A 13,053-nucleotide genomic window follows, 5' to 3' on the forward strand; every position below is an offset into this window, starting at 1 on the left:
CATCCGGCTCACCGGGAGCCGGAGGCCGACCGGGGCCGGCCTTCTGCCGTGAGGGCTGTCGCCGGCGCGGCTCGTCGCCGGTAGACCAGGTACGGGCGGGCCACGTACCCGATCGGGGCACTCCACACGTGGACCAGCCGGGTGAACGGCCAGGCGGCGAAGAGCAGGAAGGCGGTCAGGGCGTGCAGCTGGAACAGCAGCGGGGCGCCGGCGATCGCCTCCGGGTGCGGCTGAAGGACGAACAGACCGCGGAACCATACGGAGATGGTGGAGCGGTAGTCGTAGCCGGCGCCGAACACGTTGTGCGCGGCGGTGGCGCTGATGCCCAGCAGGACGGTGGCGGACAGCAGCGGGAAGAGGAGTTTGTCGCTGCGGTCGGTGCCGAGCCGGATCCGGCGGGTCAGCAACCGGCGGGCGCACAGCATGCCGAGACCCGAGACCATGGCGACGCCCGCCACCGAACCCGCCCAGACGGCCGTCGTGTGGTACGCGTGCTCGGAGATACCGACGAACTCGGTCCACGAGTCCGGAATGCCGAGTCCCACGACATGGCCGGCGATCACCATGAAGGCGCCGAGGTGGAACAGCGGGCTGCCCCAGCGCAGCCAGCGGTGTTCGAGGAGCTGGCTGGTGTGCGTGGTCCAGCCGAACTGGTCCTGGCGGTAGCGCCAGATGTGTCCGACTACGAACACCGCGAGGCAGACGTACGGGACGGCGACCCACAGCAGGAGGTCGGTGCCGCTCGCCGCCGCGGCGGTCGACGGGGCGAGGGACGCGGCGTTCATCGGGTGCCTTCCATACGGCTGGTGGTCGTGCCGGCGGGCGGCACACGGGTCGGCGCAGCGGCCGTCGGCGGCACGAACGTGCCCGGAGGGGCGAACTCCCCCTCGCCGTACGTCCCGTAGGGGTCGAGACCGACCTCCTCGTTCGGCGGACCCTCGGCGACGAGTCGGGCCACCGCCGCGCGGTCCGCCTCGGTGGACGGCGGCAGCAGGGTGAGCAGCGCGGCAAGGAGGTGCCGGTACGGCGAGTCGGCGTCGGTCAGCGCCCGGTGGATCAGCTCGAGGCCGCGCCGGTGCTGGCGCAGCGGCGCCTCGCCGCCGCGCGGGCCCGCCAGGGCGGCGAACTCCAGGACGACCGGGAGGTGGTCGGGCAGTTCGCCCCCGTCGGTGTCCCAGCCGGCGGCGCGGTACCGCTGGGCGAGGGTGAGCAGGGCCATGCCGCGGCGGCGGGTGTCGCCGTGCAGGTAGTAGGTGAGGTAGAGGCTGCTCTTGCGGCGCAGGTCGAACATCTCGACGTAGTGGCGCTCCAGCACCTCCGGTTCCTGGCCGGCGAACCAGGCGGTGAAGGCGGCCAGGTCCTCGGCGGCCGGCGAGGGCGGCAGCGCCTCGACGGTGATAGCCAACCCCGGCCGCGCGCTGGTGATTTCGGCGTCCGGATACTGGAGCAGGAGCGAGCACAGCCGCAGCAGCAGCGTGCGCGCCTCCACCTCCTCGGGCCTGAGCCGGGCCGGGCGGCGGACGGCCGCGCGGAGGCGGGTGCGGACGAGGGCGGGGATGGTCGCGGGCAGCGGGGTCACGAGCGGCCTCCGGCGGTCTTGCGTCGCAGGGTGGGGATGCCGAGCATCACCCGTCGGCCACCCGTGTCCACGGGGTCGTCGGACGATTCGACGGGGCAGCGGTTCTCCACCGCGCTCAGCGCGGCGGCGTCCTCCTTGTGGGCGGCGGGGACGACGTAGCGGTCCTGGTACTTGGCGATCGCGAGGAGCCGGTGCATGTCCTCGGCCTCACGGACGGTCAGGCCGACGGCCTTGAGCATGGCCTCGTCGCCCTCCTCGCCGAGGGTGCGCTCCCGCATGTACGAGCGCAGGGCGGTGAGTTTCATCAGTACCCCGGCGACGACGTCGGCGTCTTTGGCGGTGAACAGCTCCGCCAGGTACTCCAGCGGGATGCGCAGCCGGGTGACGGCGGCGAAGACGTGGTCGGGGTCGTCCTGGTCGCCGCCCGCGGCGTCGACGGCGTCCAGGACGGGGGAGAGCGGAGGCACGTACCAGACCATCGGCATGGTGCGGTACTCCGGGTGCAGCGGGAGGGCCACCTTGTAGCGCATGACCAGGTCGTACACCGGGGAGCGGCGGGCGGCCGCCAGCCAGTCCCCGGGTATGCCCGACTCCCGTGCCGCCGCGATCACTTCGGGGTCGTGCGGGTCGAGGAAGACGCCGCGCTGGGCGTCCAGCAGGTCGTGCTCGTCGGGAGTGGCCGCGGCCTCGCCGACGCGGTCGGCGTCGTACAGCAGCAGCCCGAGGTAGCGCAGCCGCCCCACACAGGTCTCGGAGCAGACGGTGGGCTGGCCGGCCTCGATGCGTGGAAAGCAGAACGTGCACTTCTCGGCCTTGCCGGTGGCGTGGTTGACGTACACCTTCTTGTACGGGCACGCCGTCACGCACATCCGCCAGCCCCGGCAGCGGTCCTGATCGACCAGGACGATGCCGTCCTCGACCCGCTTGTACATCGCGCCGGACGGACAGGCGGAGACGCAAGCCGGGTTGAGGCAGTGCTCGCACAGGCGGGGGAGGTGGAAGAGGAAGGTCTGCTCGAACTCGAACTTGACCTTCTGAGCCCATTCCCCGGTGAGATTCGGGTCCCCGCCGGCGTTCTCAGGGGCGCCACCGAGACCGTCCTCCCAGTTGGCGCCCCAGGTGATGGCGGTGGGCTTGCCGGTGAGCACCGAGCGGGGGCGGGCCACCGGCATGTCCTTGCCGGCCGGGGCGCTGACGAGGTTGTCGTAGTCGTAGGTGACCGGCTCGTAATAGTCCTCGATGGACGGCAGGTCCGGGTTGGAGAACAGTGACAGGAGCCGCTTGACACGGCCGCCGGAGCGCAGGACGAGGCGTCCGCGCTTGTCGAGCAGCCAGCCGCCCTTCCACTGCTCCTGGTCCTCGTAGCGGCGCGGGTAGCCGACGCCGGGCTTGGTCTCGACGTTGTTGAACCAGGCGTACTCGACGCCGGTGCGGTTGGTCCACGTCTGCTTGCAGGTGACCGAGCAGGTGTGGCAGCCGATGCACTTGTCGAGGTTCATCACCATCGCCACTTGGGCCATGACGCGCATGTCAGTACTCCACATCCTGCGAGCGTCGGCGGATGACCGTGACCTCGTCACGCTGGTTGCCGGTCGGGCCGTAGTAGTTGAAGGCGTAGGTGAACTGGGCGTAGCCGCCCGCGAGATGGGTCGGCTTGAGCAGCAGCCTGGTCAGCGAGTTGTGGATGCCGCCGCGCTTGCCGCTGACCTCGGTCTTGGGCACGTTCACGTTGCGGTCCTGGGCGTGGTACATGTACACGGTGCCCTCGGGCATGCGGTGGGTGACCACGGCGCGGGCCGCGACCACGCCGTTGCGGTTGTACGCCTCGATCCACTCGTTGTCCTTCACGCCGATCTTCTCGGCGTCGGCGGTGGACATCCAGATCACCGGGCCGCCGCGGGACAGGTCGAGCATGTACTTGTTGTCCTGGTAGTTCGAGTGGATGGACCACTTGGAGTGCGGGGTCAGATAGCGGACCGTGACCTCCGCCCGGTCCTCGTCGTGCAGTTCCTGGTCGCCCTGGTGCCGAGGCATACTCAAGGGCGGCCGGTAGACGGGGAGTTGCTCACCGAGTTCGGCGATCCAGTCGTGCTGGACGAAGAAGTGCTGCCGGCCGGTGAGGGTGTGCCAGGGCTTCTTGTGCTCGGTGTTGATGACGAACGCCGAGTAGCGGCGGCCACCGGTCTCCGAGCCCGACCACTCGTACGACGTCATCACCGAGCGGGGCTGGGTGCGGGTGTCGTCGAAGGTGATCCGCTCGGCCTCGCGTTCGGAGGCGAGGTCCACCAGGCCCTCGCTGCCGATCTGCCGCTCCAGTTCGCGGAAGCCCTCCGTGGCCAGGCGCCCGTTGGTGGTGCCGGACAGGGCGAGGATCGCCTCGCACATGTCGCTCGCGGTGGCGAGCGAGGGCCGTCCGGCGGCGATGCCGTCCCTGACGGTGCCGTTACGGCGCCGCAGTTCCTCGATCTCCTGGTTCGGGTGGACGGTGACGCCCTTGGTCGTGGTGCCCAGGGTGTCCAGCAGCGGGCCGACGGCGCGCATCTTCTGCGCGGTCGCGGCGTAGTCCCGTTCGATGACGACGAGCTTCGGCATGGTCCGCCCCGGGACCGGTTCGCATTCGCCGGCCTTCCAGTCGCGTACCGCCCCGCCGGGCTGGGCGAGTTCGTCCGGGGTGTCGTGCAGCAGCGGCACCGCGAGCACGTCCGTGCGGGTGCCCAGGTGCTCGGCGGCCAGCTCGCTGAACCTGTCGGCGAGGGTGAGGAAGGTGTCGTAGTCGGTGCGGGCCTGCCAGGGCGGGGCGATGGCCGGGGTGAAGGCGTGCACGAAGGGATGCATGTCGGTCGACGACAGGTCGTCCTTCTCGTACCAGGTGGCGGCCGGCAGGACGACGTCGGAGAGCAGACCGGTGGAGGTCATCCGGAAGTCCATCGTGACCAGCAGGTCGAGCTTGCCCTCGGGGGCCTCCTCCCGCCACACCACCTCCTTCGGACGCCCTTCGGGCGGGGTCTCCTCGGAGCGGACCGCCGCGTCCGTGCCCAGCAGGTGCCGCAGGAAGTACTCGCTGCCCTTGCCGGAGGAGCCGAGCAGGTTCGCCCGCCACACGGTCAGCACGCGCGGGAAGTTGGCCGGGTCGTCGGGGTCCTCGACGGCGAACCGCACTCTGCCGGACTTCAGCTCGTCCACGATGTGCTCGGCGACCGGCCGGCCCGCGGCGGCCGCCTCGTCCGCGAGGTCGAGCGGGTTGCGGTTGAAGCCGGGGTGACCGGGTGTCCAGCCCAGCCGCACGGCCTGCGCGAGCGTGTCCGCGAACGCCCTGCCCTTGAAGCGTCCCGCACCGAGCGGGGAAGCCAGCTCCTCGGGCCCGAACGTCTCGTAACGCCACTGGTCGGAGTTCAGGTACCAGTACGAGGTGCCCGCCATGTGCCGGGTGGGCCGCTGCCAGTCGAAGGCGAACGACAGGTGCTGCTGCCCGGTGACCGGGCGGACCTTCTCCTGGCCGACGTAGTGCGCCCAGCCGCCGCCGTTGACGCCCTGGCACCCGGTCATGGTCGTCAGCGCCAGGAAGGCGCGGTAGATGGTGTCGGAGTGGAACCAGTGGTTGGTGCCGGCGCCCATCGCGATCATCGAACGGCCATGGGTGCGCTCGGCGTTGCGGGCGAACTCCCGGGCGATCCGGGCCGCCTGTGCCGCCGGCACCGACGTGATCGTCTCCTGCCAGGCCGGGGTGTAGGGCTGCGAGGCGTCTTCGCAGGACGACGGCCAGCTTCCCGGGAGACCCGGCCGCCGCACTCCGTACTGGGCGAGCATCAGGTCGAAGACCGTGGTGACCAGGCGAGCGCCGATCCGGCGCACGGGCACCCCGCGCACCATGACCGAACCCCCCTCCGTACTGCCCTCGTCGAACCGGGGCAGAGCCACTTCGGCCGTCTCCTCCGCACACCCCAGCAGGCTCAACTCGGGGACGACATCGCCCAGATCGAGATTCCAACGGCCTCGCTCGGCTTCCCCCCACCGGAAGCCGAGCGAGCCGCCCGGGACCACGGGTTCACCCGTGGCCCTGTCCAGGAGAACCGTCTTGGACCCGGCGTGTTCCGTGTCGTGTCCGAGATCGGCGGCGGTCAGGAACCCGTCCGGGACGAGACCGCGGTCGTGCTCGCGCAGGGTCACCAGGAACGGGGCGTCGGTGAACTTGCGCATGTAGTCCTGGAAATAGGGCACTTCGCGGTCGACCAGGAATTCCCGCAGGATGACGTGGCCCATGGCCATCGCCAGTGCCCCGTCCGTGCCGGGGTGCGGAGCGACCCACTCGTCGGCGTGCTTGACGTTGTCGGCGTAGTCGGGGCTGACCGCGACGACCTTGGTGCCGTTGTACCGGCTCTCGGTGAGGAAGTGCGCGTCCGGCGTCCGGGTCACGGGGATGTTGGAACCCCACATGATCAGATAGCCCGCGTTCCACCAGTCCGCGGCCTCCGGCACGTCGGTCTGGTCGCCGAAGACCTGCGGTGAGGCGATCGGCAGGTCCGCGTACCAGTCGTAGAACGACAGCAGGGTCCCGCCGATCAGCGAGTGGAACCGCGCGCCGGCCGCGAACGACGCCATCGACATCGCCGGGATCGGTGAGAAGCCCGCCACGCGGTCGGGACCGTACGCCTTGACGGTGTGCACCTGGGCGGCGGCGATCAGCTCGCTCACCTCGTCCCAGTCGGCACGCACCAGGCCGCCCTTGCCGCGCGCCCGCTTGTACGTGCGAGCCTTGGCCGGGTCGCCGGTGATCTCGGCCCAGGCCGCCACCGGGTCACCGAGCCGCCCCCGGGCCTCGCGCCACAGCTTCAGCAGCGTGCCGCGCACATACGGGTAGCGGACCCGGCTGGGCGAGTACGTGTACCAGGAGAACGACGCCCCGCGCGGGCAGCCGCGCGGCTCGTACTCGGGGCAGTCCGTGCCGATGGACGGGTAGTCGGTGGCCTGGTGCTCCCAGGTGATGAGGCCGTCCTTGACGTACACCATCCACGAGCAGGAACCGGTGCAGTTCACCCCGTGCGTGGAGCGCACCACCTTGTCGTGCGACCACCGGTCCCGGTAGAAACCCTCCCACTTGCCGTCGTTCTCGCCGAACACGGCGCGTCCGTCGGCCGACACCTCGCGGCGCGTCAGCAGTCTGCGTGCGGCCAGCGGCCAGCCTTCCCCGGCGTGCGACGCCCGGCGCCGTGCGTTCTGATCGTTCTCCATGGCTGAGAACGCTAGAAGCCGCACGCCGTGGTGTATCTGGGGCCGGCGGTCCCTGCCGGATGACCTTCCGGCCCCACCCGGCGGGTCACGACAGGGACCAATGGCCCCCGTACCGGGGGCCGGTCGGCGGGGGAGCCGGCTGTGCCCGGCGTGCATGCCGGGCATTGATCGAACCGCAGATGCCCAGCTGTACGACCGCATTCCGCGCCTGCATGGCGGCCGATTCCCCCGTCCCAGGCGGCCGAAGGCGCAGCGCGTACGGCGCGTGGCGCCCGGTTCGGTCGAGCGTCCGGCCGCCCACCGCGGCCGGACGCGGCAGAGCACCGGCGGCTGCGCTCATCGCACGGCCTATGAATTGCGAAATTCTGCAATTCACTACATGCTGTGTTGGTTGTGTCCGCACGTGGCCGCGGGCACGGCGCCAGAGGACACCTCCGAGTCATCGGGGTGGTGAAGGGGGGCCCAGGCCGTGTCGGTTCCGCTGTATCAGGCCAAAGCGGAGTTCTTCCGGATGCTCGGGCACCCGGTCCGTATACGCGTACTCGAGCTGCTGCAGGATGGGCCGATGCCGGTACGTGACCTGCTGACCGCGATCGAAGTCGAGCCCTCGGCGCTCTCGCAGCAGCTCGGGGTCCTGCGTCGCTCGGGCATCGTCACCTCGGCCCGCGATGGCTCGACCGTGGTGTACGAGCTGGCGGGCGGGGATGTGGCGGAGCTGATGCGGGCCGCGCGCCGGATCCTGACCGAGATGCTGGCAGGGCGGAACGAACTCCTGGAAGAGCTGCGGGAAGCCGAGGTCGCGGCTTCGTGAGTACGTTCCTCACTCCGGTCGTGGGACGGGTGCGCTCCTTGCTGCCTGTCCGCGCCGACTTCACCTTCATGGCCCGCAACCCACGCCGGGATCTGCTCGCCGGCCTCACGGTGGCCATCGTGGCGCTGCCGCTCGCGCTCGGCTTCGGAGTCTCCTCCGGGCTCGGAGCCGCATCAGGACTTGCGACTGCCGTGGTGGCCGGCGCCCTGGCGGCGCTGTTCGGCGGCTCCAACCTCCAGGTCTCCGGCCCCACAGGAGCGATGACGGTCGTGCTGGTGCCGATCGTCGCCCAGTACGGGCCGGGTGGAGTGCTGACTGTCGGGCTGATGGCCGGTGTGCTGCTGATCGCGCTGGCCCTGCTGAAGGCCGGCCGGTACATGCGCTACGTCCCCGCGCCGGTGGTGGAGGGCTTCACTCTCGGCATCGCCTGCGTCATCGCCTTGCAGCAGATCCCGAACGCGCTGGGGGTGGCCAAGCCGGAGGGCGACAGGGTCCTGGTGGTGACCTGGCGGGCCATCGAGCAGTTCGTGAAGGCACCGAACTGGACCGCCGTGATCCTCGCGCTCGCCGTGGCGGCCGTGATGCTGCTGGGGACCCGGTGGCGGCCCACCATCCCGTTCTCGATCGTCGCAGTCATCGCCGCCACCCTGCTGTCCCAGCTCTTCCACCTGGACGCCGCCAAGCCGATCGGCGACCTGCCCTCCGGACTGCCCGCCCCCTCCCTGGCCTTCCTCGACCTGTCCGCGGTGGGTTCGCTGCTCGCCCCGGCCGTCGCGGTCGCCGCGCTGGCCGCCCTGGAGTCGCTGTTGTCGGCGACGGTCGCGGACGGGATGACGGTGGGCCAGCAGCACGATCCGGACAAGGAACTGTTCGGGCAGGGCATCGCGAACCTGGCTGCCCCCCTGTTCGGCGGCGTCCCCGCCACCGCGGCGATCGCCCGGACCGCTGTCAACGTCCGCACCGGCGCGGGCTCCCGGCTGGCCGCGCTCACCCACGCCGCCGTCCTCGCGGTCATCGTGTTCGCCGTCGCCCCGCTGGTCTCCGAGATCCCGCTCGCCGCGCTGGCGGGGGTGCTGCTGGCGACCGCGATCCGGATGGTCGAGGTCGGCGCGCTGCGGGCGATAGTGAAGGCGACCCGCTCGGACGCGATCGTCCTGGTCCTGACGGCCGTCGCCACGCTCGCCCTGGACCTGGTCTACGCGGTGATCATCGGCCTGGTCGTGGCCGGCGCCCTGGCCCTGCGGTCCGTCGCCAACCAGGCCCGGATGGATCAAGTGGACTTCAAGGCCGACCTACCCGGCGAGCACAGTGAGGAGGAGCACGCCCTGCTGGCCGAGCACATCGTCGCCTACCGGATCGACGGGCCGCTGTTCTTCGCCGGCGCCCACCGCTTCCTCCTGGAACTGAGCGAGGTGGCCGACGTCCGCGTGGTGATCCTGCGCATGTCGCGGATCACGACATTGGACGCCACCGGCGCCCTGGTCATCAAGGACGCGGTGGAGAAGCTCAACCGGCGCGGCATCGCCGTGCTGACCTCTGGGATACGCCCCGGCCAGCGCCGAGCCCTGCAGTCCGTCGGCGTCCTGGACCTGCTCCAGCCGGAGGGGCGGGAGTGTGCCACCACGCCGGAGGCCATCGCCGTGGCCCGCGCCCACCTGCACCGGGCCGGGCTTCTGCCCGGCATCCGTGTCACCGAAGAGGCTTCCCGATGAGCACTCCCTCCCGCCGCCGTATGCTGCCCGGCCGGGCCCACGGCCCGCACGACAGGCTGGTCCGCATGCGCCCGCAGGCGGTGACATGGGTCCGCCTGGCCCACGCCGGGGCCGTCCGATGAGTGCCCAGTGGGAAACCCTGCCCTAACGGCATGTGCTGACCCTGCCGACGATGGGCCCGGCGGTACGGATCGCCCGCGAGACCACCGAGCAGGTCCTCACCCCACCGTGATCTACGCGGCCGGCCCGGACACGTTCGCGTTCGCCGTGCACGATCACCACCCCTACCAGCCGGCGCTGTCCGGCGCGATGACGGGAACCGGCCGGGGTGGGTTGGCTTCGTCATTCTCGAGGTCGTCATGTGCGTGTGAGGGCGCGAGGATGTCCCCATGGCGAAGAGTTTTGAGTGGATGCGACGCACGGTGCACGCACGACAGCGGCCGTCCGGTACCCCGGCCCCGGCGGCCTTGACGGGCGCGGGGCGGGTGCGGTGAGCGCGCCGCTGTACCAATTGAAGGCGGAGTTCTTCAAGACCCTCGGCCATCCGGTGCGGATCCGCGTGCTGGAACTCCTCAGCCGGCGCGAACACGCGGTCTCCGAAATGCTCGGTGAGGTAGGTGTCGAAGCGGCTCACCTTTCCCAGCAGTTGGCCGTGCTGCGCCGGGCCAACCTCGTCATCCCCCGCCGGGAGGGCTCGGCCGTCTACTACTCGCTGGCCAGTCCGCAGGTGGCGGAGCTGCTGCGGGTCGCGCGTACCATCCTGTCCGGCGTACTGGCGGGCCAGGCCGAGCTGTTGGCCAACCTTGAGGCCGCCGAGTCCGACGCCGCACCCCGGCAGCGCAGGCCGTCGTAGACGGCCCCACCCCAGCGGCGGCCGTCTCCCGGCGGAAACCACTGCGCGCTCTGACGGCGGGCCACCTTCCAGGGCGCCGCCCTGGTGACGATCACACCCGCCCCAGGACGGCTCCCTCAGCGCCAGACTGCCGCTGCGGGCGGCATCTGGGGGTGCGGCGAACGCTGCCACCACCCTCCACCGGCCCGGCGGGCGATCGTGGCCCGTGCAGATCGAGGACCGTCGCCCGGCCCGCTCTGCCCCGCCTCACGGATAGCCGAGCGCCCCGTTGAGCTCCCGGCCCGTGACCATCTCGGATTCGATCCGCACGAACACGGCCCCTTCCAGGGGCATCCAGGACGTGGGGCCGTCCTGGGACAGCCGCTCGTGCTCGGCGGGGTCGGTCACCACGGTGGCCCGTCCGGTGACGACCACGCTCCAGCCGGACCGGGTTGCCGCGTCGAACTCGTCCGCCTCGAAGGCGACGACGACGCCGTCGACGGCGCGTACGAGGTCCGAGTCGGGCGAGGTGCACAGCAGAACGGAGGCGTCCGTGTCCAGGGAGAAGTTGACGGGGAGGACCGCCGGCAATGCCTGCCGGGTGTAGACCACGCGGCCGACCGGCACCTTGGCGAGCAGGCGCAGGCTTTCCTGCCGGTCGAGTGCGCGAAAGGCGTCGTTCTGGTACATCAGTCCATCGTCCCCACGGCCGCCGTGTGGGGGTAGGGCCAACCGGCCCTCCCGGCGCGAGGAAGGCCGATCGCAGCCGTCGCTTCGCGGGTGCGGACGCAGACAGGGCGCTGCCCGCAGGAGCTGTGGAAGGACTGCCGGGTCCGAACCCCGGGACCGTCCGTCCGCCGGTAGGGACTGACGGCCCATGCCTCCGGTGAGTCCTGACGCCGACAGTGGTGACGGGGCGCCGTTCCGCAGGCAAGGGGCCTGTGGTGCGCATGCGATCCCGGTGGCGCCGTACCACCACGCACAGGAGAGGGACGGACAACATGGTCCAGCCGTTGAAGTCGAAGATCGGGAGCTCGCCGTCGGGCGCTCCGGTGTCCGGCCGGGCATGGCTGATGCTGGCCCTGGCCACGGTCGGATTCGCTGTGAACTTCTGGGCGTGGGCGCTGCTGAGCCCCTTGGGCCCGCGGTTCAAGGACAGCCTCGACCTGTCGTCGTTCGAGCAGTCGCTGCTCGTGGCGGTGCCGGTCGTGGTCGGCTCCCTGGGACGGATCCCGGTGGGCGCGCTGACCGACCGGTTCGGCGGTCGTGTCATGTTCCCTGTCGTGTCGGCGGTCACCATCGTGCCGGTGCTCTACCTCGGCCTGGCCGGGCACTCCTCACGTGCCGCACTGCTGATCGGCGGGTTCTTCCTGGGGATCGGCGGCACCGCCTTCGCCGTCGGCGTGCCGCTCGTCAACGCCTGGTTCCCTCCCGAGCGCCGCGGCCTGGCCATCGGCGTCTTCGGGGCAGGCATGGGAGGCACGGCCATCAGCGCCCTGACCACCGTGAAGCTGGTCGACGCGGGCAGCATGTCCACCCCGTTCCTGATCACCGCCGCTGTCTTGGCCGTGTATGCCATGGCCGCCGCGCTGCTGCTGCGTGACGCGCCCGGCCGCACCGTGCCGACTCAGCCGCTGGTCCGCCGACTGGCCGTGACCGCCCGGCTGCCCATCACCTGGCAGGCATCCGCGCTGTACGCGGTCGCGTTCGGGGGTTACGTCGCCTTCTCGGTCTACCTGCCCACCTACCTCAAGACCGGCTACGGCCTCACCCAGGCGGACGCCGCGAACCGCATGGCCGGGTTCGTGCTGCTGGCGGTCGCGATGCGTCCTGTCGGCGGCTGGCTGTCCGACCGTGTGGGCCCGGTCCGCGTACTGGCCGGCTCGCTGGCCGTGGTCGTGGCCGGGGCTTTGACCCAGTCCTTCACTCCGGTCCTGGCGCCGGTGGGCACCGTCGCCTTCCTGGCCATGGCCGCAGCGCTCGGTGCCGGCAGCGGGGCGACGTTCGCCCTGGTGGCCCTGCGCACCCCGGCCAACCAGGTCGGCTCCGTCACCGGCGTGGTCGGCGCCGCGGGCGGCCTGGGCGGCTTCCTGCCGCCGCTGGTGATGGGTTCGCTGTACGGGGCGTACGAGTCGTACGCGATCGGTCTCGTCCTGCTCGCGATCGTCGCCGTCGGGGCGCTGACCTTCACCCTCACCGCCGTCCGCGCCGCATCCGAAGGCGGGGCGAGGCCCCGCACCGGCGGTCGGCGCCGGCACCGCACCGCCGGCATCACCGTGTAAGGGCGAGCGCCCCGACCGGCAGAAACGAAGGACAGGAGAAGACCGGTGTGCGAGTACTGCGGCTGCCAGTCGCTGGCGTCGATCGACGAGCTGACCCGTGAGCACGACGAGGTCGTCCGCCTGATCAGCCACCTCCGCCCCGCCCGCCAGGACGGTGACGTGGCCCGGATGGCCCGGATCGCCCGCGAGATCACCACCGTGCTCGACCCGCACACGCAGGTCGAGGAGCACGGCCTGTTCCCCGCGATGGCCCTGGACTTCCCCGAGCAGATCGCCGCTCTGGAGGCCGAGCACCGCCGCATCGAGGCGGTGCTGGCCGAGGCCGCCGACGGCACGACGCCCTCGGACCCGACCTGGCCGGACCGGCTCATCGAGGCGATGGCCCTGCTGCGCGATCACATCCTCAAGGAGCAGGACGGGGTTTTCCCGGCCGCGCTCGCCAACCTCAGCACGGAGGAGTGGGAAGCGGTCGAGAGGGTGCGCACGCAGGCAGGCGGCGCCCTGTCCCGGGGCGGAGTGGCACGGTGAGCACGGAGACCAGCCGGGAACAGACGCGAGCGGCCATGGACGGCGAACTGGCGGAGGCGCTGGTGCGCAGGCGGACGAGT

At 71.2% G+C, this 13,053-nt stretch carries 11 protein-coding genes and 1 pseudogene; 7 read left to right on the forward strand and 5 right to left on the reverse strand.

What is annotated here, in order from left to right; all coding sequences use genetic code 11:
- Window positions 1–8: 8 nt before the first annotated feature.
- From narI to ACFZDA_RS15240, 4 genes are read right to left on the reverse strand one after another with little or no spacing between them, the layout of a single operon-like run.
- Window positions 9–785 carry a respiratory nitrate reductase subunit gamma gene (narI, locus tag ACFZDA_RS15225; protein WP_391080477.1) on the reverse strand — a complete coding sequence of 259 codons (777 nt, stop codon included), beginning with the start codon at window positions 783–785 and terminating at the stop codon, window positions 9–11.
- Window positions 782–1,579 carry a nitrate reductase molybdenum cofactor assembly chaperone gene (gene narJ / locus ACFZDA_RS15230; RefSeq protein WP_391080480.1) on the reverse strand — a complete coding sequence of 266 codons (798 nt, stop codon included), beginning with the start codon at window positions 1,577–1,579 and terminating at the stop codon, window positions 782–784. Before narJ ends, narI begins: the two co-directional genes overlap by 4 nt.
- Window positions 1,576–3,108 carry a nitrate reductase subunit beta gene (gene narH / locus ACFZDA_RS15235; RefSeq protein WP_391080483.1) on the reverse strand — a complete coding sequence of 511 codons (1,533 nt, stop codon included), beginning with the start codon at window positions 3,106–3,108 and terminating at the stop codon, window positions 1,576–1,578. Before narH ends, narJ begins: the two co-directional genes overlap by 4 nt.
- Window position 3,109: 1 nt before the next feature.
- Window positions 3,110–6,808, reverse strand: a complete 3,699-nt coding sequence (locus ACFZDA_RS15240) for a nitrate reductase subunit alpha (protein WP_391080486.1) — start codon at window positions 6,806–6,808, stop codon at window positions 3,110–3,112.
- A 469-nt stretch (window positions 6,809–7,277) separates the two neighbouring features.
- Here ACFZDA_RS15240 and ACFZDA_RS15245 point away from each other — a divergent pair, with 469 nt between their 5' ends.
- The 5 genes and pseudogenes from ACFZDA_RS15245 to ACFZDA_RS15265 all read left to right on the forward strand — a co-directional run bounded on the left by ACFZDA_RS15245 (window position 7,278) and on the right by ACFZDA_RS15265 (window position 10,184).
- A complete protein-coding gene (locus ACFZDA_RS15245) occupies window positions 7,278–7,619 on the forward strand; it encodes a metalloregulator ArsR/SmtB family transcription factor (protein ID WP_391080489.1) in 342 nt (113 codons plus the stop codon).
- Between the two features lie 68 nt (window positions 7,620–7,687).
- Window positions 7,688–9,331, forward strand: a complete 1,644-nt coding sequence (locus tag ACFZDA_RS15250) for a SulP family inorganic anion transporter (RefSeq protein ID WP_391081700.1) — start codon at window positions 7,688–7,690, stop codon at window positions 9,329–9,331.
- Window positions 9,328–9,453: a hypothetical protein gene (locus ACFZDA_RS15255; RefSeq protein WP_391080492.1), complete on the forward strand. Its 126-nt coding sequence runs from the start codon at window positions 9,328–9,330 to the stop codon at window positions 9,451–9,453. The genes ACFZDA_RS15250 and ACFZDA_RS15255 overlap by 4 nt, the downstream gene beginning before the upstream one ends.
- 50 nt (window positions 9,454–9,503) lie before the next feature.
- Window positions 9,504–9,802 (forward strand): annotated as a pseudogene (locus tag ACFZDA_RS15260) (hypothetical protein).
- Between the two features lie 19 nt (window positions 9,803–9,821).
- Complete coding sequence (locus ACFZDA_RS15265; RefSeq protein ID WP_391080495.1) at window positions 9,822–10,184, forward strand: metalloregulator ArsR/SmtB family transcription factor; 363 nt, start codon at window positions 9,822–9,824, stop codon at window positions 10,182–10,184.
- Between the two features lie 246 nt (window positions 10,185–10,430).
- Here the strand turns inward: ACFZDA_RS15265 and ACFZDA_RS15270 are convergent, their stop codons facing one another.
- Entirely contained in the window at window positions 10,431–10,853 is a 423-nt protein-coding gene (locus tag ACFZDA_RS15270) for a pyridoxamine 5'-phosphate oxidase family protein (RefSeq protein ID WP_391080498.1), read from the reverse strand.
- 383 nt (window positions 10,854–11,236) lie between these two features.
- On the opposite strand from ACFZDA_RS15270, the gene ACFZDA_RS15275 reads away from it, so the two are divergent.
- Both ACFZDA_RS15275 and ACFZDA_RS15280 read left to right on the forward strand, forming a co-directional pair.
- Window positions 11,237–12,445: an MFS transporter gene (locus ACFZDA_RS15275; protein ID WP_391081702.1), complete on the forward strand. Its 1,209-nt coding sequence runs from the start codon at window positions 11,237–11,239 to the stop codon at window positions 12,443–12,445.
- A gap of 45 nt (window positions 12,446–12,490) precedes the next feature.
- Window positions 12,491–12,973, forward strand: coding sequence for a hemerythrin domain-containing protein (locus ACFZDA_RS15280; RefSeq protein WP_391080501.1), 483 nt, complete (start codon window positions 12,491–12,493; stop codon window positions 12,971–12,973).
- Window positions 12,974–13,053: the final 80 nt, after the last annotated feature.

It is taken from the genome of Streptomyces sp. NPDC007991 (genome assembly GCF_042958445.1).
GTDB lineage: Bacteria > Actinomycetota > Actinomycetes > Streptomycetales > Streptomycetaceae > Streptomyces.